Annotated in this window: 22 protein-coding genes and 1 pseudogene; 12 read left to right on the forward strand and 11 right to left on the reverse strand. The window is 62.1% G+C overall.

The features are described 5' to 3' along the window. The 3 genes from RWK44_RS06660 to RWK44_RS06670 form a co-directional block, all read left to right on the forward strand. Positions 1–336, forward strand: a 336-nt coding sequence (locus RWK44_RS06660) for an isocitrate/isopropylmalate family dehydrogenase (RefSeq protein WP_316028578.1), incomplete at its 5' end; no start/stop codon positions are given. 71 nt (positions 337–407) lie between these two features. Beyond that, positions 408–854 (forward strand): GNAT family N-acetyltransferase, encoded by a 447-nt coding sequence (locus RWK44_RS06665; RefSeq protein WP_316028579.1) that lies wholly within the window; start codon positions 408–410, stop codon positions 852–854. A 70-nt stretch (positions 855–924) separates the two neighbouring features. Beyond that, positions 925–1,551 (forward strand): glutathione S-transferase family protein, encoded by a 627-nt coding sequence (locus tag RWK44_RS06670; RefSeq protein WP_168304378.1) that lies wholly within the window; start codon positions 925–927, stop codon positions 1,549–1,551. A gap of 76 nt (positions 1,552–1,627) precedes the next feature. Here RWK44_RS06670 and RWK44_RS06675 read toward each other — a convergent pair. From RWK44_RS06675 to recA, 3 genes and pseudogenes are all read right to left on the reverse strand, one after another. After that, positions 1,628–2,479, reverse strand: a pseudogene (locus tag RWK44_RS06675) (AraC family transcriptional regulator). A 148-nt stretch (positions 2,480–2,627) separates the two neighbouring features. Next, on the reverse strand, positions 2,628–5,282 hold the full coding sequence (gene alaS, locus RWK44_RS06680) for an alanine--tRNA ligase (protein WP_316028580.1): 2,655 nt from the start codon (positions 5,280–5,282) through the stop codon (positions 2,628–2,630). A 154-nt stretch (positions 5,283–5,436) separates the two neighbouring features. Continuing rightward, the gene (gene recA, locus RWK44_RS06685; RefSeq protein ID WP_003568997.1) at positions 5,437–6,525 is read right to left on the reverse strand and encodes a recombinase RecA; all 1,089 of its coding nucleotides are present in this window, start codon (positions 6,523–6,525) and stop codon (positions 5,437–5,439) included. A 229-nt stretch (positions 6,526–6,754) separates the two neighbouring features. Between recA and RWK44_RS06690 the strand changes: the two genes are divergently transcribed. Together RWK44_RS06690 and RWK44_RS06695 are read left to right on the forward strand one after the other, a co-directional pair. Next, positions 6,755–7,699 (forward strand): carbohydrate kinase family protein, encoded by a 945-nt coding sequence (locus RWK44_RS06690; RefSeq protein WP_316028581.1) that lies wholly within the window; start codon positions 6,755–6,757, stop codon positions 7,697–7,699. 87 nt (positions 7,700–7,786) lie between these two features. Continuing rightward, positions 7,787–8,713: a pseudouridine-5'-phosphate glycosidase gene (locus tag RWK44_RS06695; RefSeq protein WP_012757660.1), complete on the forward strand. Its 927-nt coding sequence runs from the start codon at positions 7,787–7,789 to the stop codon at positions 8,711–8,713. A gap of 248 nt (positions 8,714–8,961) precedes the next feature. Here the strand turns inward: RWK44_RS06695 and cckA are convergent, their stop codons facing one another. Next, a complete protein-coding gene (gene cckA, locus RWK44_RS06700; protein WP_316028582.1) occupies positions 8,962–11,565 on the reverse strand; it encodes a cell cycle histidine kinase CckA in 2,604 nt (867 codons plus the stop codon). 298 nt (positions 11,566–11,863) lie between these two features. Here cckA and RWK44_RS06705 point away from each other — a divergent pair, with 298 nt between their 5' ends. Both RWK44_RS06705 and RWK44_RS06710 read left to right on the forward strand, forming a co-directional pair. Next, positions 11,864–12,934: a flagellar biosynthetic protein FliO gene (locus RWK44_RS06705; RefSeq protein ID WP_168285188.1), complete on the forward strand. Its 1,071-nt coding sequence runs from the start codon at positions 11,864–11,866 to the stop codon at positions 12,932–12,934. 406 nt (positions 12,935–13,340) lie between these two features. Continuing rightward, positions 13,341–13,976 carry a DUF1062 domain-containing protein gene (locus RWK44_RS06710; protein WP_316028666.1) on the forward strand — a complete coding sequence of 212 codons (636 nt, stop codon included), beginning with the start codon at positions 13,341–13,343 and terminating at the stop codon, positions 13,974–13,976. A 63-nt stretch (positions 13,977–14,039) separates the two neighbouring features. Here RWK44_RS06710 and dksA read toward each other — a convergent pair whose 3' ends face one another. Then, positions 14,040–14,459 carry an RNA polymerase-binding protein DksA gene (dksA, locus tag RWK44_RS06715; protein WP_003540142.1) on the reverse strand — a complete coding sequence of 140 codons (420 nt, stop codon included), beginning with the start codon at positions 14,457–14,459 and terminating at the stop codon, positions 14,040–14,042. Positions 14,460–14,735: 276 nt separating this feature from the next. On the opposite strand from dksA, the gene RWK44_RS06720 reads away from it, so the two are divergent. The 3 genes from RWK44_RS06720 to RWK44_RS06730 all read left to right on the forward strand — a co-directional run bounded on the left by RWK44_RS06720 (position 14,736) and on the right by RWK44_RS06730 (position 17,981). Then, the gene (locus RWK44_RS06720) at positions 14,736–15,230 is read left to right on the forward strand and encodes a SixA phosphatase family protein (RefSeq protein WP_077978296.1); all 495 of its coding nucleotides are present in this window, start codon (positions 14,736–14,738) and stop codon (positions 15,228–15,230) included. Positions 15,231–15,429: 199 nt separating this feature from the next. Continuing rightward, positions 15,430–16,905 (forward strand): YcjX family protein, encoded by a 1,476-nt coding sequence (locus RWK44_RS06725; protein ID WP_077978297.1) that lies wholly within the window; start codon positions 15,430–15,432, stop codon positions 16,903–16,905. Further along, on the forward strand, positions 16,902–17,981 hold the full coding sequence (locus RWK44_RS06730; RefSeq protein ID WP_316028583.1) for a YcjF family protein: 1,080 nt from the start codon (positions 16,902–16,904) through the stop codon (positions 17,979–17,981). The genes RWK44_RS06725 and RWK44_RS06730 overlap by 4 nt, the downstream gene beginning before the upstream one ends. A 63-nt stretch (positions 17,982–18,044) precedes the next feature. Here the strand turns inward: RWK44_RS06730 and RWK44_RS06735 are convergent, their stop codons facing one another. Further along, a complete protein-coding gene (locus RWK44_RS06735; protein ID WP_020050163.1) occupies positions 18,045–18,182 on the reverse strand; it encodes a hypothetical protein in 138 nt (45 codons plus the stop codon). A 9-nt stretch (positions 18,183–18,191) separates the two neighbouring features. Here RWK44_RS06735 and RWK44_RS06740 point away from each other — a divergent pair, with 9 nt between their 5' ends. Further along, a complete protein-coding gene (locus tag RWK44_RS06740) occupies positions 18,192–18,743 on the forward strand; it encodes a hypothetical protein (RefSeq protein WP_003540146.1) in 552 nt (183 codons plus the stop codon). A 68-nt stretch (positions 18,744–18,811) separates the two neighbouring features. Here RWK44_RS06740 and folK read toward each other — a convergent pair whose 3' ends face one another. From folK to folP, 3 genes are read right to left on the reverse strand one after another with little or no spacing between them, the layout of a single operon-like run. After that, positions 18,812–19,330 (reverse strand): 2-amino-4-hydroxy-6-hydroxymethyldihydropteridine diphosphokinase, encoded by a 519-nt coding sequence (folK, locus tag RWK44_RS06745; RefSeq protein WP_316028667.1) that lies wholly within the window; start codon positions 19,328–19,330, stop codon positions 18,812–18,814. After that, positions 19,323–19,688, reverse strand: a complete 366-nt coding sequence (gene folB / locus RWK44_RS06750; RefSeq protein ID WP_171602644.1) for a dihydroneopterin aldolase — start codon at positions 19,686–19,688, stop codon at positions 19,323–19,325. Before folB ends, folK begins: the two co-directional genes overlap by 8 nt. Beyond that, a complete protein-coding gene (gene folP, locus RWK44_RS06755; protein ID WP_316028584.1) occupies positions 19,685–20,554 on the reverse strand; it encodes a dihydropteroate synthase in 870 nt (289 codons plus the stop codon). The genes folB and folP overlap by 4 nt, the downstream gene beginning before the upstream one ends. A 101-nt stretch (positions 20,555–20,655) precedes the next feature. Here folP and RWK44_RS06760 point away from each other — a divergent pair, with 101 nt between their 5' ends. Next, the gene (locus RWK44_RS06760; protein ID WP_077978300.1) at positions 20,656–21,282 is read left to right on the forward strand and encodes a DUF922 domain-containing Zn-dependent protease; all 627 of its coding nucleotides are present in this window, start codon (positions 20,656–20,658) and stop codon (positions 21,280–21,282) included. Positions 21,283–21,599: 317 nt separating this feature from the next. Here RWK44_RS06760 and RWK44_RS06765 read toward each other — a convergent pair whose 3' ends face one another. Both RWK44_RS06765 and RWK44_RS06770 read right to left on the reverse strand, forming a co-directional pair. Then, on the reverse strand, positions 21,600–21,920 hold the full coding sequence (locus RWK44_RS06765; RefSeq protein ID WP_003540151.1) for a 2Fe-2S iron-sulfur cluster-binding protein: 321 nt from the start codon (positions 21,918–21,920) through the stop codon (positions 21,600–21,602). A 262-nt stretch (positions 21,921–22,182) separates the two neighbouring features. Beyond that, a complete protein-coding gene (locus RWK44_RS06770; RefSeq protein ID WP_003540152.1) occupies positions 22,183–22,566 on the reverse strand; it encodes an Hpt domain-containing protein in 384 nt (127 codons plus the stop codon). Between the last annotated feature and the right edge of the window lie 315 nt (positions 22,567–22,881).

Genomic DNA, 22,881 nt, shown 5'->3' on the forward strand with positions numbered 1-22,881 from the left:
TTGCTCACGCCCGACGGCAAGACGGTCGAAGCCGAAGCCGCGCACGGCACGGTCACCCGCCACTACCGTCAGCATCAGAAGGGCCAGGAAACCTCGACGAACTCGATCGCCTCTATCTTCGCCTGGACGCGCGGCCTGGCGCATCGCGCCAAGCTCGACGACAATGCCGAGCTTGCCCGCTTCGCCGCAACGCTCGAAAAGGTCTGCGTCGACACCGTCGAATCCGGTTTCATGACCAAGGACCTGGCGCTGTTGATCGGGCCCGACCAGCCGTGGCTCTCAACCACCGCCTTCCTCGACAAGATCGACCAGAACCTGCAGAAGGCCATGGCGTAAGCCGGTCTTTCCGAGATAACATCGAAGCGGCGGGGATTTTCCCCGCCGTTTTATTTTGGGAGAATGAACCGATGACGGCCATCCTGCGACCGCTTGAATCCTCGGACCGCGCCGTTTGGGAACCCCTATGGGAGGCCTATCAGCGCTTCTATGAAGTGGTCATCCCGCCCGAAACCACAGATCTCACCTGGGCTCGCTTCCACGATCCTGACGAACCGATGCACGCGCTCGGCGCCTTCGACGAAGACCGCCGTCTCGTCGGCATCGTCCATGCCATCTTTCACCGTTCCTGCTGGCTGCCGCAATGGACCTGCTATCTGCAGGATCTCTATGTCGAAAACAGCCAGCGCGGGCTCGGCACCGGGGCCGCTTTGATCGAGGCCGTCGCCGACCTCGCCCGCGCCAACGGCGCAGGCAGGCTCTACTGGATGACCCACGAGACCAACGCAACGGCCCGACGGCTCTATGACAGGATCGCCGAGCGCTCCGGCTTCATCCAATATCGCAAGCCGCTCTAACGGCCGGGACTTGCAGGCGGCCATCGCTGCGCTATTGATTCCGTGGGACCAGCAACACGAGGAGGACGTCATGACCGAAGAATTGGTATTCTATACGAACCCGATGTCGCGCGGCCGCATCGCGCGCTGGATGCTGGAGGAGATCGGCCAGCCCTACCGCACCGAACTCCTGACCTTCGGCGAAACCATGAAGGCGCCGGAATATCTCGCGGTCAATCCGATGGGCAAGGTGCCGGCAATCCGCCACGGCGACACCATCGTCACCGAATGCGCGGCGATCTGCGCCTATCTGGCCGAGACCTTCCCCGAAAAGGCGCTGGCGCCGAGGCCGGAGGAGCGCGCCCGCTATTACCGCTGGATGTTCTTTGCCGCCGGTCCGCTCGAATCGGCGGTGACGATGAAGGCTCTCGGCTTCGAAATTCCGAAGGAACGCCTGCGCATGGCCGGCTGTGGCAGTTTCGGCGACGTCATGAACACACTCGAGAAAGCCGTCTCCGCTTCGACCTACATCACCGGCGAGCGTTTCACCGCCGCCGACGTCTATGTCGGCTCCCATATCGGCTGGGGCATCGGATTCGGCGGGATAGAAAGACGCCAGGCCTTCCTCGATTATGTCGGCCGCATCAGCGAGCGCGAGGCCTACAAACGGGCGAACGCCGTTGATGACGAAGCCATCAAGACCATGCAGGCCGCTTGAAAATTCCAGGATGCGGAAGGTCGCCTTGAACGTCCTGGGGAGGCGGCAGATCCGCTGCGCCCCCGATGGATGGGCCTCAGACAAGCGGCATGTGAATATCCGTCAAAAGCTCGGTCGGCGACACCTCGCGCGGATTGTTGAGATATTCCTCGAACATGACCCTGTCCTTCAACTGCCGGCCGGATTTCGGCAGCCATTCGGCAAACAGCCACTGATAGGACTTGGACATGTCGGCATAGGGACCCCTGTGGCGCAGCACCGCATAATCGCCGCCGTCGATCGTGCGCCGCTCCAGGGGTGCCGTCACCGGCACTTCGACAGCGCCGGTGACGCAGGCGATCGAGCGCAGCTTTTCCTCCGGCACAAGATCGGGATCATCGAGATAGACGCCGATCATTCGCATGTCGGGCTTGGCGAGGCCACGGGCATAAAGCTTGCCGAACAGCGTCTCGAAGGCCTAGTCGATCTGCATGTAGGAGCCGGTATGGGCAACGCCGACCAACTCGATCGGCCCGATCTCGCCTATGGTAACGTCTAACATGGCTTTGGTCTTTCCGTTAGGTGAGGGTTCGAAGGCTGTGTGGCTTCCCTCTTTCCGATAGCGGGCCGGCGGCATGCCGAAGACCGACTTGAAGATACGATTGAAGGATTGGAGATTGGGATAGCCTGATCGCTTCGCAATTTCGCTGACGGCAAGCTCCGTGCGGACGATCTCGCCCGCCGCGTGATGCAGCCTGAGCCGCTTGACGGTGGCCGCCAACGTCTCGCCGTAGATCGCCCGGTAGATCCTGTGCCAGTGATAGCTCGACATGCAGGCGATCTCGGCAAGGCGCTCCATATCCAGCTCCTCGTCGAGGTGATCGTGAATATAGGCCGAAACCCGTCTCAGACGGTTTTCATAAAGTGCCCATGCCGTTTCGCCATTCATCTCAGAACCTCGTGCAAATCGATCGGCTTGAGAGAACCATAACCCGATTTGACAGATCCTGCGGAAATTGGCTCTGGGCTGAACCTGAGAAGCAAAAAAGGCGGAAGCCAAGCCCCCGCCTTTCGAAAATCGTTGATGAACCGGCAGCTCAGCCGGCAAGTGCCACGGCAACCGCCTCGATCGCCTCATCGGCCTTCGAGCCGTCGGGGCCGCCGGCCTGCGCCATGTCGGGGCGGCCGCCGCCGCCCTTGCCGCCGAGGGCGGCTGATGCGATGCGGACGAGATCGACGGCGCTGTAGCGCTGCACCAGATCCGGTGTCACCGCCACGACAGCACTTGCCTTGCCGTCGTCGGAAACGCCAACCAGCGCGACGACGCCCGACCCGATGCTGGTCTTGCCGTCATCGGCAAGTCCCTTCAGATCCTTGGGATCGACGCCCGAAATCGCCTTACCGAGGAACTTGACGCCGGCGACTTCGCGCACGGCATCGGCCGAGCCGCCTTGCCCGCCACCCATGGCGAGTTTGCGCTTGGCGTCAGCCAATTCCTTTTCGAGCTTGCGGCGCTCGTCCATCAGCGCTTCGACACGCGACAGCACTTCGCCCGGCTGCACCTTCAGCGAGGCCGCAAGCGTCTTCACGCGTTCGTCCTGTTCTGCCAGATATTCGCGCGCCGATTCACCGGTGACGGCCTCGATACGGCGAACGCCGGCGCCGACGGCGCTTTCGCCGAGAACGCGGATCAGCCCGATCTGGCCGGTGGCCCCGACATGCGTGCCGCCACAGAGTTCGATCGAATAGGGCTTGCCGGCCTTAGCGCCGCGCACACCCTCGCCCATCGCCACGACGCGGACCTCGTCGCCGTATTTCTCGCCGAACAACGCCATCGCGCCTTCGGCGATCGCATCGTCGACGCTCATCAGCCTCGTGGTAACCGGCGAATTCTGCAATACGATCTCGTTTGCCATGTCCTCGACGATCTTCAGTTCCTCGGCCGACATCGGCTTCGGATGCGAAACGTCGAAGCGCAGGCGCTCGGGTGCGACCAGCGATCCCTTCTGGGCAACATGGGTGCCGAGCACTTCGCGCAGCGCCTCGTGCAGCAGGTGGGTCGCAGAATGGTTGGCGCGCAGCCGCGAACGGCGGGCATGATCGACCGTCAGCACAACCGCATCGCCGTCCTTGAACACGCCGTCGACGACAGTACCCTGATGCACGAACAGGCCTTCGCCCCTCTTCTGCGTATCTGAAATCTCGATCTTGCCGTGGTCGGACGAGATCACGCCGGTATCGCCCATCTGGCCGCCGGATTCGCCGTAGAACGGCGTCTGGCTAACAACGATCTGCACCTTGTCGCCGGCCTTGGCATCGGTCGAAACCGCGCCCTCTTTGACGATCGCCTGCACGACGCCTTCAGCCGTTTCGGTGTCGTAGCCCAGAAATTCGGTCGCACCGTGTTTTTCCCTAAGCTCGAACCAGACGGTTTCCGTCGCCTTCTCGCCGGAACCGGCCCAGTGCGAGCGAGCTTCGGCCTTCTGGCGCTGCATCGCATCGGTGAAGCCGGAGATGTCGACGCCGATCTCACGTGCGCGCAGTGCATCCTGCGTCAGATCGAGCGGGAAGCCGTAGGTGTCGTAGAGCTTGAAGGCGGTCTCACCATCCAGCATATCGCCCTTGGAAAGATCGCTCGTCGCGTCCGACAGAAGCGACAGGCCGCGTTCCAGCGTCTTGCGGAAACGGTTTTCCTCCAGCTTCAGCGTTTCCGAGATCAGCGCCTCGGCGCGCACCAGTTCCGGATAGGCGCGGCCCATCTGCTGCACCAGCGTCGGCAGCAGCTTGTAGACCAGCGGTTCCTTGGCGCCGAGCAGCTGTGCATGGCGCATGGCGCGGCGCATGATTCGGCGCAGCACATAACCGCGACCCTCATTCGACGGAAGTACGCCGTCGGCGATCAGGAAGGCCGAGGAGCGCAAATGATCGGCGATGACGCGGTGGCTGGCGCTGCCTTCCGCCTTGACGCCCATCGTGTCCTCGATGGTGCCGATCAGCGTGCGGAAGAGATCGGTGTCGAACACGCTCTGAACGCCCTGCAGAATGCAGGCCATGCGCTCCAGCCCCATACCGGTATCGATCGACGGGCGGGGCAGCGGGTTGCGAACGCCAGGCTCGGTCTGTTCGAACTGCATGAAGACGAGATTCCAGAATTCCAGGAACCGGTCGCCATCTTCCTCCGGCGAGCCCGGAGGGCCGCCCCAAACATTCTCACCCTGGTCGATGAAGATTTCCGAGCACGGGCCGCAGGGGCCGGTATCGCCCATCTGCCAGAAATTGTCAGAGGTCGGGATGCGGATGATCTTGTCGTCGGAAAAGCCGGCGATCTTCTTCCAGAGCGTCGCAGCTTCCTCGTCCTCGGAATAGACAGTCACCAGCAGGCGGTTCTTCGGAAGGTCGAAGCCCTCGGTGACGAGCTTCCAGGCAAGCTCGATCGCATTCTCCTTGAAATAGTTGCCGAAGGAGAAGTTGCCGAGCATCTCGAAGAAGGTCAGGTGGCGTGCAGTATAACCGACATTGTCCAGGTCATTGTGCTTGCCGCCGGCTCGCACGCATTTCTGCGAAGACGTCGCCGTCGAATAGGGACGCTTTTCGAGGCCGGTGAAGACGTTCTTGAACTGCACCATGCCGGCATTGGTGAACATCAGCGTCGGGTCGTTGCGCGGCACGAGCGGGCTCGACGGAACGATCTCATGGCCGTTCTTCTTGAAATAGTCGAGGAAGGTCGACCGGATATCGTTCACACCGCTCATGCTATGCCCTTCAATGCTGCCGGAGGCAGGTAAATTTAAATTCATCGGCTTTTAACGTTCACCCCCGCCACTGTCCAGCAGACAAACAAAACCGACCGCATTCTGATCAAGGAATGCGGCCGGCTTTGATGTTCAAAAGAACCGAGCGTGAAAATCACATTTCCGCGGCGGAGTCGCCATCATCGGGATCCGGTCCGCCATTCTGCAGGAAGCGGTCGGCGATCAGGCCGGCATTCTGGCGCAGCGACAGTTCGATCTCGCGGGCGAGATCCGGATTGTCGCGCAGGAAGGTCTTGGCGTTTTCACGGCCCTGGCCGAGACGCTGGCTGTTATAGGAGAACCATGCGCCCGACTTCTCGACGATGCCGGCCTTGACGCCGAGATCGACCAGTTCGCCGGTCTTGGAAACACCCTCGCCATACATGATGTCGAACTCGACCTGCTTGAAGGGCGGCGCCATCTTGTTCTTGACGACCTTGACGCGGGTCTGGTTGCCGATCACCTCTTCGCGCTCCTTGACCGCGCCGATGCGGCGAATGTCGAGGCGCACGGAGGCGTAGAATTTCAGCGCATTGCCGCCCGTCGTCGTTTCCGGCGAGCCGAACATGACGCCGATCTTCATGCGGATCTGGTTGATGAAGATCACCATGGTGTTCGACTTCGAGATCGAAGCGGTAAGCTTGCGCAGCGCTTGGCTCATCAGTCGCGCCTGCAGGCCGGGAAGGCTGTCGCCCATCTCGCCTTCGATTTCGGCACGCGGCGTCAGGGCAGCGACCGAGTCGACAACGAGAACGTCGACGGCGCCGGAGCGCACCAGCGTATCGGTGATTTCGAGCGCCTGCTCGCCGGTATCGGGCTGCGAGATCAGAAGGTTCTGCAAGTCGACGCCAAGCTTGCGGGCATAGACGGGATCGAGCGCATGTTCGGCATCGACGAAGGCGCAGATGCCACCCTTCTTCTGCGCTTCGGCAATCGTCTGCAGTGCAAGCGTCGTCTTACCGGAGCTTTCCGGCCCGTAGATCTCGATGATTCGGCCCCTCGGCAGGCCACCGACGCCGAGTGCAATATCGAGACCAAGCGAGCCGGTCGAGATCGTCTCGATCTCGACAACATTCTCGTTGGAGCCGAGTTTCATGATCGAGCCCTTGCCGAACGACCGCTCTATCTGTGAGAGTGCCGCTTCAAGCGCCTTGCTTTTGTCCACCGATTTGTCCTCTACCAGCCGCAATGAATTCTGAGACATCCGATCCACCTTTAGGTTATTGAAGCCGCTCTAGCAATGTCGAGTTTGTACTCCATTTGTTCCATTCTCGCAATAGGCGATCAAACAGTTGAAAGAAAAAGGTAAAACGACACGTGTTCTGCATTTGTTTTATCGATAAAAAGCAACGGCTTAGGCCAGAAATGCCGACTCGGCCGCGTCAGCGCGCGCTGTATCGATTCGTCCTTCGGGCATCGGGAGAGCGGATCGGATGAAGAAAAAGATTCTTGTTCTCGGCGGCGCCCATATCGACCGGCGCGGCCGCATCTCCGGCGAGACGGCGCTTGGCGCCAGCAATCCCGGCACATGGTTCGAGGAGCCGGGCGGCGGCGGCTTCAATGCAGCGCGCAACCTGGCAAGGCTCGGTTTTCAGGTGACGATGATCTCGCCGCGCGGTGGCGATCCGATGGGCGAGACGGTCGGAGAAGCTGCCGATTTCGCCGGCATCGACGACCGGCCCTTCGTCTTCCTCGACCGCAAGACGCCGAGCTACACGGCGATCATCGAGAAGGACGGCAATCTGGTGATCGCCCTTGCCGACATGGATCTTTACCGCTTCTTCGTGCCGCGACGTCTCTCCATCCGCTGGGTGCGGGAGGCCTTCGCCGCGCATGATTTCATCCTCTTCGACGCCAACCTGCCGGAAGAGACGATCGCGGCGATCGTCGCAAAGGCGCATTCCCTCGCCAAGCCCGTTGCGGCAATCGCCATCTCGCCGGCGAAGGTCGTCAGGCTGAAACCCTGCATTGGGGATATCGACTACCTGTTCCTGAACGAGGCTGAAGCCGCCGCCCTTGCCGGCGAGCGGCCGGAAGAGGCTGCAGGCTGGCCACCTTTGCTGAACGAGATCGGCATCAGGAACGCCGTCGTCACCCGCGGCCGGCGTGAGCTCGTTGCGCTTTGCGACGGCCGCGCCGTGACGCTGCAGCCGCCGATTGCCGACACCGTCGCCGATGTTACGGGTGCCGGCGATTCACTTGCGGCCGGCACGCTCGCCGCATTGATGTCAGGCCTGCCGCTCGAAGAAGCCGTTCGTCACGGCACCGCAGCCGCCACGCTGACCGTCCAGTCGCGGCATGCCGTCAACGAAAATCTGACGCCGGATCTGCTGAATGAAGCACTTGCCCTTGTTCCCAAGGTCAGAATTCTGCATTGAAGCGGCTAATTAAATAGTTTGAGCATGATGTCGTCCGAAAACCGCTCGCACTTCGGCATCATGCTCTGTCGATCACAGGACAAGACCATGACCAAGCCCATCTCCCCTCTTCTGCCGATCGCCTATTCGAAGGAAGTCGCCAGCGCCAAGCAGCGCGGCGCGCCGCTGGTGGCACTGGAATCGACGATCATCACCCACGGCATGCCCTATCCCGGCAATATCGAGATGGCCCGCAGCGTCGAGGCGATCATTCGCGAACAGGGTGCGGTGCCGGCCACGATCGCCGTCATTCACGGCACGCTGCATATCGGCCTTGAAGCTGCGGAACTGGAGCAGTTGGCCAAGGCCACTGAAGTCATGAAGGTGTCGCGCGCCGATCTCGCCTTCGCCATCGCCGAGCGCCGCACCGGCGCCACCACGGTTGCGGCGACGATGATCGCGGCGGCGCGCGCCGGCATCCGTGTCTTTGCCACAGGCGGCATCGGCGGCGTGCATCGTGGCGCCGAAGAAAGCTTCGATATATCAGCCGATCTCGAAGAACTGGCGCGCACCGGCGTCATCGTCGTCTGCGCCGGCGCCAAGGCAATCCTCGACATTCCAAAGACGCTGGAAGTGCTGGAAACCCGCGGCGTGCCTGTCGTCACCTATGAGAGCGAGGAATTCCCCGCCTTCTGGTCGCGCTCCTCGGGCATCCGCAGCCCGCTGTCGCTGAACAGCCCGGCGGCAATCGCCAATTTCCAGACGGTGCGCGAACAGCTCGGCGTCGACGGCGGCATGCTCGTCGCCAACCCCGTGCCCGAGGCCGACGAGATCGCGCGCGAAGAGATGGAAATCTATATCGAGCGAGCGCTCGACAGCGCCGAACGCGACGAAGTCACCGGCAAGGCGGTCACACCCTATCTTCTGTCGACCATTTTCGACCTGACCGACGGCCAGAGCCTGAAGACCAATATCGCGTTGGTTGAGAACAACGCGCGGCTTGCTGCTGAGATTGCTGTCGCGCTGGGTGAGTGAAGGTTGACGGTTAGGCCTTGTCAGATAGGTGGTGCCGATCCCGCCCCCCTCTGCCCTGCCGGGCATCTCCCCCACAGGTGGGGAGATCACAAGTGGCTTGAACGTCCTGCCCATCGACCGTTTCGCCGTGCTGGACGCTCATTGTTTGGGGAAGCCGGCGCGCCCAGCCGATCTCCCTCCTTGTGGGGGAGATGCCCGGCAGGGCAGAGGGGGGGTGCGGTACGGCACGACCTCTCTGACCCATACCCTCAACCGTCCAACGTCTCCTTCACCACAACAGCAAGCTGCTTCAACGAAAACGGCTTCGGCAGGAAGCCGAACTTCGCCTCCGGCGGCAGATTGCGGGCAAAGGCATCTTCGGCATAGCCTGAGACGAAGATGAATTTCATATCTGGATAGGTCTTGCGCAGTTCGCGCAGCAGCGTCGGGCCGTCCATTTCGGGCATGACGACGTCGGAGACGACGATGTCGACCTTGCCGTCGAGTTCTTCCAAGATAGCCAGCGCCTCGACGCCCGAGCCCGCCTCGTGCACGGTATAGCCGCGCGTTTCCAGCATGCGCTTGCCGCCGCGGCGCACTGCCTCCTCGTCCTCGACGAGAAGAATGACGGCCGACCCCGTCAGGTCCTCCGGCTGCTGCGGCGATACCGGCAGCGGCACCACTTCGGCCCCGGCGATGGCGCCGTCGATCGAACCTGCTTCGGCGGCCACCGCCGGCTCCGGAATGTGGCGCGGCAGGAAGACGCGGAAGGTCGTTCCCTTGCCGACTTCGGATTCCGGCTGGATGTAGCCGCCCGACTGTTTGACGATGCCGTAGACCATGGCGAGTCCAAGACCGGTGCCCTTGCCGACATCCTTGGTAGTGAAGAACGGCTCGAAGATCTTGTCCATGATCTCCGGTGCGATACCGGTGCCATTATCCGCGACTTCGACCAGCACCATGTCTTCGGCCGGCATGTAGGAATAGTTGAAGGCCGAGACCTCGGCGGCGGTCAGATTGCGGGTGCGGATCGTCAGCGTGCCACCCTCGGGCATCGCGTCGCGCGCATTGACGCAGAGATTGATCAGCACCTGCTCGAACTGCGACAGGTCCGTTTTGACAGGCCATAGGTCGCGGCCATATTGCACGTCGAGCTTGACATTGGTGCCGGAAAGCAGCCGGTCGACCAGCATGCGCAGGTCGCCGACGACATCGGTAAGGTTTAGCACCGAGGGCCGCATCGTCTGCTTACGCGAGAAGGCGAGCAGCTGGCGCACCAGCACTGCGGCGCGGTTGGCGTTGCGCTTGATCTCTATCAGGTCGGCAAAGCTGGCATCCGAGGGCCGCGCCTGCAGCAGCAGGTGGTCGGAGGACAGCAGGATCGCCGTCAGCACGTTGTTGAAATCATGCGCGATGCCGCCGGCGAGCGTTCCCACGGCATTCATCTTCTGCGTCTGCGCCATCTGCGCTTCCAGCGCCTTCTGCTCGGTCACCTCGACGGCATAGACGATCGCCGCCTCCTCGGGCGCCTCGTCGCTCTGGTCGATGACGGCATTGACATAGAAGCGGAAATAGCGCGCCTCGTCGGTCGGCGTCCGGGTGTCGAGGGGCGCGATGTCGCCCTGGCGGTCTTTGGCCGCCGCCAGCGCCGCGGCCAGCTGTGGCCGGTCGCTCTCCTGCACGATAGTTTCAAGATGCGGCGCCTTTTCGAGATCGTCACGCGAGACGACGCCGGAGAACATCTTCAGGAACGGCGCGTTGGTCCGCAGGATGCGCCCGTTGCCGTCGACCGAGGCGATCGCCATCGGCGTATTGTTGAAGAAGCGTGTGAAGCGCATGGCGGCGGCCGAAGCGGACTGGCCGCCGGCATCGCTCTTTTCACGCGCCAGCACGATCGTCCGGCTTTCGCCGGGTGCGCCGTCGCGCATCGAGGTGACGCTGTGGACGATCTGCACCGGCAGGCTCTGGCCGTTGCTCTTGCGCAGGTCGAGATCGAGCGTCACGGTCTTCTTGAGACCCGGTTCGGCCTGCACCGACTGGATCAGCGCCAGTCCCTCGCCCGCCACGACGTCGCCGATCGTCATCGAGCCCGGCACGAACTTGGTGAGGTCGAGGCCCAGCCATTCGGCAAGCGTCGCATTCAGGTAGAAGATCTCGCCCTTCCTGCCGGCGGAAAAGAAGCCGGCCGGCGCGTGGTCGAGATAATCGATCGCGTTCTGCAATTCCTTGAAGAAGCGCTCCTGGTCGTCGCGCTCGGTGGTGATGTCGGTGATCTGCCAGATCTGCAGCGGCTTGCCGCCGTTTTCCTCCGGCTGCAGCAGCCGCGCCTTCAGCCGGTACCAATGGGCGCCGGAGCTGTTGCTGCCAGGCCCGACGGCGCGTAGTAGGCGAAATTCCTCCCGACCTTCCTTGCCCTCGCGCAGACCGTTGACCAGCCTGTAGAGCGCCTCGTTGGACTCGCGATGGCGCGACAGCAGCGTTTCCAGCGTCTGCACCTCGGTCGCCTTGCGCGCGCCGGTCAGCGCGCCATAGGCGGCATTGGCATAGATGATTCGGCCTTTTTCGTCGGTGATCAGCGTACCGTCGGGATGGCTGTTGAGGAAGGCGCGCGCCAGGCTGTCGGACTGGTGCTGCGGCATCACCTCGATGAAGCCGATGACCGAAGACACCAGGAAGAAGATGCCGACCATGGCGAGCACGCCGAGACCGCCAAGCACCACCTCGTTGTCGAGCGATTTTTTGAAGAAGACGAAAGCGCCGGCAGCCGCGATCAGCACGAGCGCCAGCAGAAGAATGCGCAAGACCGTGCCAGAACGCCCCCCACGATCCACAAGCGGTGCGTTATAGTCGTCGGCCTGACGCGGTTTCGTCATGTATTCCTCACATAAGCCCTACCGCTTCGTAGCACGAACACGAAGCGGGAATCAGGCACTCTTTCCTTCTTAGCAATTTGCCGCGTCGGCAAAAACACCGCTAGCCGGCAAGACTGCTTGAATTCACAGGCAACCGCGCCATCTGCCCCAGAAGCCAACGCTGCTACCCGTGCGCAAGGTCTCCGGGTGCCAAGCAGCGGAACACGAAATCGCGTTCTCCCGTGACTGGACAGCACCGGCGGCCCTTGCCTAAGGAACGGAAAAGTCGTCAATATGTGCCGAATGCGAAATGGAGTGAGTGACTATGTTGGATGATGTTGTCGGAGCTTATGGCAGCCGTTTCCTGCTTGCGGCCGGTGGCGTCGGTCTGGCGCTTCTCCTGCTCATCATCGTGCTCTGGGTGATCCGCAGCCGTGCGCCCTCGCCCTTCGTGCGCGGCGGCCGCAACCGCCAACCCCGCCTGCAGGTGCTGGATGCCGCGGCCGTCGATGCACGTCGCCGGCTGGTACTGGTGCGCCGCGACGAGGTCGAGCACCTGATCATGATCGGCGGCCCAAGCGATATCGTCATCGAAAGCCGCATCCTGCCCGCGGCGGCCGAGCAGCCGGAAAGCGCCATCCGCCCGCAGCCCGTCGAGCAGCGTCCGATATCCGTCGCGCGACCGGAAACGCCACCGGTCTCTCCACCGCGCCCGCCGGTCGCAGCCCGTGCCGAGCCGGCCGCCGAGCCCGCTTTCTCCGCGCCGGTTCCGCCGGAGCCGCGCCCGCACCCAGAACTGTCGGCCCAACCGTCGGCCCGATCGCCCGCTCAGCCGGTCGTGGCACCGCCGGTGGTCACGAGCCCTCTTCCGGCTGAGCCCGTGACGGCTCCGCTGTCGGCCGAACGCGACAATCCTCTGCGTGCCGTACCGCCCCAGCCGCGTCCGCTGGAGCGTCCCGTCGCTCCCCCGGCCGCGCAGCCCGCACCGTTCCACGATACCTCAAGTGCCGCCGAGATCCTCGATGCCGCCCGCCAGCGCGTGCTGCCGCAGCAGCGCATCGAACCCGAAGTCTCCGCCCCGCCTGTCAAGGACATGCCGGCGGCCGCACGCGCCGCACCAGGTAGCGCCGAAGACGATTCGGCTGCGCAGTCGGCAGCAGCGAGCCGTCTTGATTTCCAGCGGGTGCTGGAACAGGAAATGTCGAACAATCTGACGGCTGAACGCATCGTGCCGGCGCCGGCAAACCAAGCGCCCCGGCCCGGAGCGCCGCAACCCGGAAACCTGCCGCGCCGCGATCCGGAAATGGCTCCGATCACCGGCGCCGATACCGACCTGCAAAAGGAAGTCGCCCGCATCTTCGGCGAGATGAGCGTCAACCGCGACAAGTGATCGGGCGCGACAAGTGAGCGGAAACGCACGTCCGACTTTCCATCATCACCAGTTGCATAAAAGCCGCAATGCGGCGATTTTCAGTTCCCGATGTGTCAGGGGGCTCCATCTTGTGCTGATAATTTGTTATCGCATCGGTTGAAGAGCTTTGGCGCATCGAGGTCATACTTTGCCTAAGTAAATACCGGTCTCACCCAGTTTCACCCCTGCCGGACAGCGACACGCTGACGGCGTATGAATATGTTCATCGGGTGGTGGCGAGAGACCGGTTTGGCATTGTTGAAATGTGCCATGTGCAGCTCCGCTGTCTCAGCTCTTCCGCCGCCCAGAACATCGCCACACCGCGCCCGCAAGGGCTTTCTCACGCACCATCCTGGTGGACTTCCGAACGGAAGACCAACACGATATGTGCAATACCCTTCGGGTCCGATGGACCATTCTGCCGAAAACAGCGCCCCAGCCCTGGATTGTATGCAGCGGCTGCGGGGGCCTCAGAGCTTTCCGATGCAGCGACAAGATCCGGCTCAACGCCAATGGCCGCAAGCTCGATGCCTGGCTTATCTACAAATGCTCGACCTGCGAAAAGACGTGGAACCGTCCGATCTTCGAGCGTCGGAACGTTCGCGATATCGATCCCGCAGTCATCGAGGCGTTGCAGTCCAACGATCCGGATTGGATCCGGGCAGAAGCGTTCAACCTCGAAGCTCTCAGGCGCAAGTCGCAGCGTGTCGACGAGTTTGCCCAATCTGAAATCGCAAAAGAGATGCAGCAGGACATTGCCAATTGGACGAGACTGGAAATCGAACTGATCGTCCCGTTTCCATCAAGCACGCGCCTCGACCGCCTGCTGGCGTCCGAGTTGCAAGTTTCACGCACCCGGCTACAGGCTCTTCACGATGGTGGCATGCTGCGGACGGATTCGAATCGAGCCGACGTTTTGCGGCGGCGGATCAAGAACGGCACCAGGGTTGCAGTCGACCTCACCGCCGAGACCGGCCGGGAGCAATGGTGGAGGTCTGTGGCGACCGGAAGCTCACCGTAATTGTAAAAGGCGCCGCGATCGGATCGCGGCGCCTATTCTGCTCTCATGCCTGCATGAAAACTCTCATTCGTCGCGATAGACTTTTTCGCGGCGTTCGTGACGCTCCTGCGCCTCGATCGACAGTGTCGCGATCGGGCGGGCGTCGAGGCGCTTGAGGCCGATCGGTTCGCCGGTTTCCTCGCAATAGCCGTAGGTGCCGTCTTCGATGCGCTGCAGTGCCGCATCGATTTTGGAAATCAGCTTTCTCTGCCGGTCACGGGCGCGAAGTTCGATCGCCCGATCTGTTTCCGACGACGCTCGGTCAGCGAGATCAGGATGGTTTGCGCTTTCCTCGGCCAGATGGTCGAGTGTCTCACGCGCTTCTCTAAGGATATCATTTCTCCATGCAACCAGCTTGGACCTGAAATAGGCACGCTGGTTTACGTTCATGAACTCTTCCTCTTCCGAGGGAACGTAATTGCTAAGATCGATCTTCTCACTCAACGCGATTCTCCTGAAGAACATCTCATCTGGCGGGGTGTATATCCCAAGCGCTAGCCGCGATTCAAGCCAAATACGACAGGTAAACAGATTTTTAAATCTGTCACAATTTTCGGCTAACAGACTATTTTCTCATCATTATTCGGGCTTGCGTTTTTTGCTTCGCCTTCAAAACGCCGTGTTATCAGCCGCGTTTTGGGCAGCTGGAGCAGCGCTGACGGTTGACGCCGGCCGATTGCAACCGCTACTGAAAAGGCCCGCTGGATCTTGGATTTGCCCATGACCGTACCCTTGCCTCCGCCCAACCGCATCTATCTCCTGCGTCACGCCGAGGCCGCCTGGGCCGAACCCGGACAGCGCGATTTCGACCGCCCGCTCAACGAAAAGGGCTTTGGCGATGCCGAGATCATCGCCGATAAGGCCGCCGACAAGGGCTACCGTCCTGATCTTCTGATCAGCTCTACGGCGCTGCGCTGCCGCGATACCGCCGATGCGGTGTACCGGGCGATGGGCCTTACGCTCGATGTTCGTTATGTCGACGCGCTCTATAACGCTACGGTCGACAACTATCTCGAGATCATAGATGCGCAGGACCAAGCTGCTGTCATGCTGGTCGGCCACAATCCGACCATGGAGCAGGCATTGGAGGCGCTGATCGGCCATGAGGCAATGGCAGGCTCTCTTGCCGGCGGCTTCCCGACGGCTGGCCTTGCCGTGCTCGATTTCGATGCTTCGGCCACCGCCTGGCGCCTCACCGATTTCGTCGTCGTCTGAAGACTAGAGCAATTCCAGCAAAACTGTGCCGCGGTTTTGCCAGGCAAAGCGCGAAGCGCTTTTGCCGGGAATTGCGTGAAAACAACGAAATAGAGCATTTCCGTGATTCGAAGAAAAACGGAAATGCTCTAGCCTCGCTTCTTTTGCGGGCGGCGCGCCCTCCCTATATTGCGGGGCAGTCACCAACCGGAATCGCGCCTTGCCGCCACGCCTGACATCCCTCGCCGACGATGCCCGCATCGCGTTCGATAATCTCGCCGACCGGGCGAGCGGCCTCGTCAATCCAACCGTGCGGCTCGGTGTCACCGGCCTTTCTCGCTCCGGCAAGACGGTCTTCATCTCCTCGCTCGTCCACAATCTCCTGCATGGCGGCCGCCTGCCGCTGTTCGAACCGGTCCAATCAGGCCGCGTCTCGGCGGTGCGGCTGGAGCCGCAGCCCGACGATGCCGTGCCGCGCTTCCAGTACGAGGACCATATCCGTGCGCTGGTGAAGGACCGTATCTGGCCGGATTCGACCCGCGCGATATCCGAGCTGCGCATCACGCTGGATTATCAGAGCGCCAGCGGCTGGAACCGGTTGTTTTCGCCCGGCCGCCTGTCGATCGATATCGTCGATTATCCCGGCGAATGGCTGCTCGACCTGCCGCTGCTCGGCAAGGATTATCGCACGTTCAGCGAGGAGACGATCGCGCTTGCCGAAACTGGCGTCCGCTTCGAGCTGTCGCGCCAATGGCTGGCGCTGACGCGCGCCGCCGATATCCATGCCGGCGCCGACGAGATGGTCGCCCGCGACCTCGCCACCGCCTTTGCCGATTATCTCAAAGCCTGCAAAGCCGACGAACGCTCGCTTTCCACCCTGCCGCCTGGCCGCCTGCTCCTGCCCGGCGATCTCGACGGCTCGCCGGCGTTGACCTTCGCGCCGCTGGCTCTGCCGCCGGACGGCCGTCCCGGCCGCGGCTCGCTCTGGACGATGATGGAGCGGCGCTACGAGGCCTACAAATCGGTCGTCGTCAAACCTTTCTTCCGCGAGCATTTCGCCCGGCTTGATCGCCAGATTGTCCTCGTCGATGCGCTGCAGGCGATGAACCGCGGCCCCGAAGCAGTGCAGGATCTGGAACGCGCGTTGACCGATGTGCTCGCCTGTTTCCGCCCCGGCACCAATTCGCTGCTCTCCTCCCTGCTCGGGCGCCGCATCGACCGCGTGCTGGTCGCCGCCACCAAGGCCGATCATCTCCACCATGAAAGCCACGACCGCCTCGATGCGCTGACCCGCCGCCTGGTGGACCGCGCCATCGACCGCATCGGCATGGCAGGCGCCGGCATCGACGTCATGGCGCTTGCCTCCGTGCGCGCCACCCGCGAGGCGACCGTCAAACGTGACGGCCATGAACTGCCGGTCATCGTCGGCACGCCGATGGAGGGCGAAACCATCGCCGGCGAACGCTTCGACGGCCAGAGAAAGACCGCGATCTTCCCCGGTGACCTGCCGGAGGATCCGGAAAGCCTGTTCGACCGCATCGCCGCGGGCGAAACCGGCCTGCAGCTGCCCGATGTCAATGTCGTCAGGTTCCGCCCGCCGCATCTCGAGGAAACCGGCGGCGGCATCAAGCTGTCGGTGCCGCATATCCGCCTCGACCGCGCCATGCAGTTCCTGTTCGGAGATCGTCTCGCATGAGCAAGCCCCCGTCCGATCCGCCGCGCCGCGCACCCGCCGCCTTCACCTACGAGGACAAGGCTGCCGATCCGCGCGACAACGGCGGGCAAGGAGGCGAGCGGCGCAAGCCGGAAAGCTTCTCCGAAAATATCGTCGTGACGCCTGACGAGGACGATCCTTTCCTCAATCCCGAGAAGGATCTGAGCGCGGTCCCCATTGCAGCGCCGCGCAGGCGGCGAACCTCCTTCGGCAAGATCGCCGCCGGCGCCTTCGGCATCCTGCTGTCGCTCGCCATCGGCCTCTGGACCGACAGCCTGATCCGCGATCTCTTCACCCGCGCCGACTGGTTGGGATATGCAGCCCTTGCCGTGCTGGCAGTCGGCATCCTCGCCGTGCTGGCCCTCGTCATCCGCGAAACCGTCGGCATGATGCGCCTTGCCGCCGTCCAGAAGATCAAGGCCGAAGCCGAGGCGGCGATCCTCGAAACCCGCCCAGTCAAGGCGCGCGCCGTCGTCGCGCAGCTGACTGCGCTGCTCTCGGCAAATCCCGAGACATCAAAGGGCCGGGCGACGCTGAAGGCGACCGAGGGCGAGGTCATCGATCCCCCGCATCTGATCGCGCTCGCCGAACGGGAACTGCTCGCTCCGCTCGACCGCAAGGCCCGCGCTCTGATCGTCAACGCCTCGAAGCGCGTCTCGATCGTCACCGCCGTCAGCCCGCGCGCCGTGGTCGACCTGCTCTACGTGCTCTATGAGGCCGTGCGCCTCATCCGCGCCATGGCCGAGCTGTATGGCGGCCGGCCCGGCACGCTCGGAATGTTCCGCCTGTTGCGTGACGTGCTGGCGCATCTGGCCGTCACGGGCTCGATCGCCGTTGGCGACAGCCTCGTCCAGCAGGTGCTCGGCCATGGGCTGGCTTCTAAGCTTTCAGCTCGACTGGGCGAAGGCGTCATCAACGGCCTGATGACCGCCCGCATTGGAATCGCGGCGATGGATCTCTGCCGTCCGCTCGCCTTCCGCGCCCTGAAGCGGCCGGGAATCGGTGATTTCATCGGCGATCTCACTCCCTCCATGTCGCCGCGCGGCAATAATCTTTGAACGAAGCAGGGAATCCGCAGCTTTCACCTCCCCTTGCGTAAGGCCGAAGAAATTACGGCTGATTCAATGATTTAGTGCCGATGTTTTAAAATCGTTGACGCGCGAAAGCTCTGCGTTGTCTTGCATTTCGGCATAATCGAAAGGAAGGATTAACCATTCTTCGGCAAAACTTGCAGCCAGTTCGTGAGTGGTGTTTGCCAAGGAAAATCCATGTATTCGCGCAAGTTTCTCATCGTATGCGGCTTGGCCGCCGCGGCATTGTCTCCCGTCGCAGATGTCGCACCGGCAGCCACCGCTGCAACCCGTGACAAGGCCTTCTTCGATTCCGTTGCCGGCTCCTGGAAGGGCCCCGGCGAAATCGTCGCCGGCAAGTACAAGGGCACGAAATTCACCTGCAACCTGATCGGCGAGCCCACCGGCGACAGCAGCGCCGGCATCAAGCTCGACGGCACCTGCCGCGTCGGCGTCTTCAAGCAGCCGATGACCGCCGTCATCTCTCAGTCGGGCTCGAGCTACAAGGGCAAATTCCTCGACGGCGCCGCCGGCAAGGGCCTTGACGTTGTTTCCGGTGCCGTCAGCGAGGATACCGTCGTTGTCGGCATCAACCGCGCCAAGCTGAATGGTGCGATGATTGCCCGCGTGCGCGACGACAAGACGATGAACGTCACCGTTTCGGTCAAGGTCGAAAGCCAGATGATCCCGGTCATCGGCCTGACGCTGACCCGCCAGGTCGACGAGATGGCCGTCGGTTCCATCCAGTAGACAAATCGCACAGCGGATTTTCCTGAAGCGGCTGGTTTCCCGCCGTTTTCCGTTTCAGTTTCCCTGCTTCAGGCGCTCAGCCACCAGTCGCGACTGTCGTCGGCGATCTCGATGCCGGTCACCTCGGCATTCGACAGCCAGTCACTGACCGCCCTGCCCCTGACCCGAAGATCCGGCGCGATATCGGCAAGCGGCATCAGCACGAAACCGCGATCGGTCATGCGCGGATGCGGCAGTTCCAGCCGCGGCGCGTCCTGGATCACGTCGCCATAGGTCAGCACGTCGATATCGAGCGTGCGCGGACCCCAGCGTTCGATGCGCTCGCGTTTCATCTCCCGTTCGATCGACAGGCAGACATCGAGCAAAGCCTCGGGCTCCAGCCCGGTCTCGACGGCAGCGCAGGCGTTGAAGAAGAACGATTGGTCGGTCTTGCCCCAAGGCGGCGTGCGATAGAGCCGCGAGACCGCGCTAACCCGGCAGTCGTCCCGTCGGTCCAGCTTCTGCAGTGCCGCAGCCATCGCCTTCACAGGGTCGCCGATATTGCCGCCGAGACCGAGTGTGGCTGATTGGAACCCGGCCTCAGGCAAAGTGTTCAACGCTCACCTGCACGAAATCGAGCACGCCGGGCACCGGCGCGTTCGGCTTGCGCACCGTGATCTTCGCCCGCCGGATCTGCGGGAATGTCTCGCAGAGCCCCTTGGCGATATCGAGCGCCAAGGCCTCGATCAGGTAGCGCCGCTTGCCGGTGACGATCTGCTCGATCACGGTAAAGGCGATGCCGTAGTTGACGGTATCGTCGATCGAATCGCTTTCCAGCGCCTCGCCCGCGACGACATCGAGCTCGGCATCGACGAAGAAGCGCTGGCCGAGGAATTCCTCCTCGTCATGCACGCCGTGGCGCGCGAAGAAGGCGCAGTTCTGCAGCGTGATCGTGTAGGTGGTCATGTCGGCCGCTTCCTCTCGAATTCCTGGCGCGCATTAAGCATAGCATCGGCGATATCGAGCGCATCCCTGTTGATTGCGACATTGTGCACCCGGAAAACCGCAGCTCCTTGAAGTCTGAGCAGCGCGCTGGTCGCAGCCGTTGCCGCATCCCTGTCCTGCGCCTCACGCCCTGTCACGGCGCCGAGGAAGCGCTTGCGCGACGTGCCGGCGAGCAGCGGCAGGCCGAAGCGGGAAAGTTCGGAAAACCGCGCCATCAGTTCCAGGTTCTCCTCCGGCGTCTCCTTGGCGAAGCCGAAGCCCGGATCGAGCACGATGCGGTCGCGGTTGACGCCTGAGGCAGCGGCGATATCAAGCGATCGTTCGAGGAAATGCACCTGATCGGCAATCACATCGACAAGTTTTACCCTGTCGCGACCGGTGTGCATGATACAGAGTCCGGCTCCGGTCACCGCGGCGATATCAGCGATATCGGGCTCCTTCTGCAGCCCGAAGACGTCGTTGACGATATGGGCGCCGGCACTGATTGCAAGCCGCGCCGTTTCGGCGCGATAGGTGTCGATGGAAATCAGCGCCTGGGTGCGGCCGCGCAGCGCCTCGATGACGGGCAGCACGCGCGCCTGCTCCTCAGAAGGGCTGACGATTGCTGCGTTCGGCCGGGTCGATTCGCCGCCGATATCGATAATGCCGGCACCCTCGCTCACCGCCCGCAACGCCTGTTCGACCGCCGCATCGACGGTTTCAAAGCGTCCGCCATCGGAAAAGGAGTCCGGCGTCACGTTGATGATCGCCATGATCACCGAACGACGCCCGAGTTCGACCTCCCGGCCATGGCCGACACGCCATATGCTGCCTTCGAGCCCTGTCACCAGACTTATCCCATTGATGACGAAAAAAGCGCCATCTGATATTGCGCTTGGGGTGGCTATGCCCCAAGCTCCTGCCGATTTCAACACGGGTTGCGTTCAGAATGCCGCTTGAAGTGCGTTATATGGTCGTTCCTATCGCCTTTTCCATTGCTCTTTCCCTCTGCAGCCCGTCGGCAGCCGAAGTGATCGCATCGAAAAGCTATTCCTATTTCGACATTCGCGGCAAAACCGCGGATGAGCTCGACCGCGAACTCAGCCGGCGCGGCCCGACGGCGAGTGGTTCCTCGGCGCGCCATCCCGGCGCTACGAAGATCCGCTTCGGCGGCGAGGCAACCTATATTCAGAATAACGGGCGCTGCCGCGTCGGCAACGTCAAGGTCACGGTCCACACCCAGATCATCCTGCCGCGCTGGAGCAGCCGCAAGGGCGCCAGCAAGGAGCTGTCGATGATCTGGGACGCGCTGTCGAGCGATATCAAGCGCCACGAGGAGCGCCATGCCGAGATCGCCCGCGACCAGGCCCGCGCCATGGAGCGCGCCATCCGCGCGCTGCCGCAGCAGCGCAGCTGCGAAGCCATGCAGGAACTCGTCTCCAACGAATCAGCTCGCGGTATAGAGGAGCACGACCGGCAGCAGGCGCGATTCGACCGGGTCGAGGCGGTCAATTTCCAGAAGCGGATGCTGAGGTTGCTGAACAATCGAATCAATGGTCGAGCCGGCGCAAAATAAGGCTCTTTCAGTCTGGTTGCGAGCGGAAAACCTTAGCTGCATAACGAAACTTGTGCGAAACTTGCACCCTCCCCAGCGATTGAATGGTCATTTTTCATCCTGGCAGACTCAACCGGAACGCGTTAATATGAACACATTCGAAAGTTCAGGTACGGCATCTGCACTTTCATCGCTGGGTTCTCCTGGCGCGTTCCGAAGCCGCGGATGTTCCTCCCTCATCCGTAGGTAATGCGCCCGCCTCGCCTCGCTCGCTCTAGCGCGCGAGGCGTCTTTTTTGGTATCGAGTTTTTTCGGCGACGTTTGAAACGCAGTACGCGTCAGGCCTGGCGTTCCGGCACATGCACCACCAGCCCGTCATAGACAGCCTTCATCCGGATCTGACAGGACAGCCGCGAGGTCGGGCGCACATCGAAGGCGAAGTCGAGCATGTCCTCTTCCATCGCTTCCGGCTGGCCGACCTTCTCCGTCCACTCCTCGTCGACATAGACATGACAGGTCGCGCAGGCGCAGGCGCCGCCGCATTCGGCCTCGATGCCGGGGACCGAATTGCGCACGGCATTCTCCATCACGGTGGAGCCTTGGTCGACGTCGAGGTCGAAGCGCGTGCCGTCGAAGGCGACGATGGTAAGTTTGGGCATCAGGACTATTTCCGGTCTTCAAGTGGGTGGGCGGATTTTCTTCCGACAATTCGACGCATCAGTCAATATTGGGGAAATTTGCCACAGCCTCGCAGATCGGGCCTTCGCCCGCCGTCTTCAAAGCGTCATAAGGGACGTCGCAAAAAGACCCGCGGTCCCGCAATGAAACAACGGGCCTCGTTCGAACGCTATCCTATGCACGTCGCCCAAAAGTACGCAGCGGTTTTGGGACAACGACATGCGTCAGATAAAAACCTCGAGATCAGCCGCGGCAGAGCTTCAGGATGAAATTCTCGGCGTCGATGACGGCGGCGCCGAGCGCTGCCGTCGCGCCGGCATCGCCGCCGTTTTCCTCGACGGCTTCCGCCGTCTGCGACACGCGGAACGCGCCGACCGAGCTTGCCGCGCCCTTCAGCCGATGCGCGGCTGCGCCGATACGGATGGTTTCGCCGCTGGCAATGTCCTGGAGGCATGCGCGGGCCTGGCGCGCAAACATCTGAAGGACTTCGAGTTCCAGCGTCTTGTCGCCCATCGTCTGCTTTGCGAGATGCACCAGATCGATCGGCCGGACCTTGGAGGGACACGGTCCCTTTGCATTATCCGGCGCCTCGAATACGATGTTCAATGCTGCCATCTGGGCTGCCATTGCCAATTCTCCCGTCTCTGTCGTCTGCAGTTGCAACAGTTCTGCGACAGGAGGGTGGCCATCACGTTAAATTCCGGCACATTCCGGGCGGAAATCTCGCCATATGGTTAACGTCCGTTAAATATCCCTAAATTATTGGTTTTTAAGCCGTAGCTAGGATTCAAAGGTGTTAACAACGAGTTAACGAGCCATGAATCTCAAGCCTTCATTAATTGTGTGAAGAGCCCAGATGTGTCACTACGATACTGGTGGAGCGGGTTTATGGTACGCGCCTTTGCCGAGCGAGTGGATAATGGTAGTGTTTTGATACCTTCC

The sequence above is a fragment of the Rhizobium sp. 25PS6 genome, from assembly GCF_032464655.1.
GTDB lineage: Bacteria > Pseudomonadota > Alphaproteobacteria > Rhizobiales > Rhizobiaceae > Rhizobium > Rhizobium laguerreae.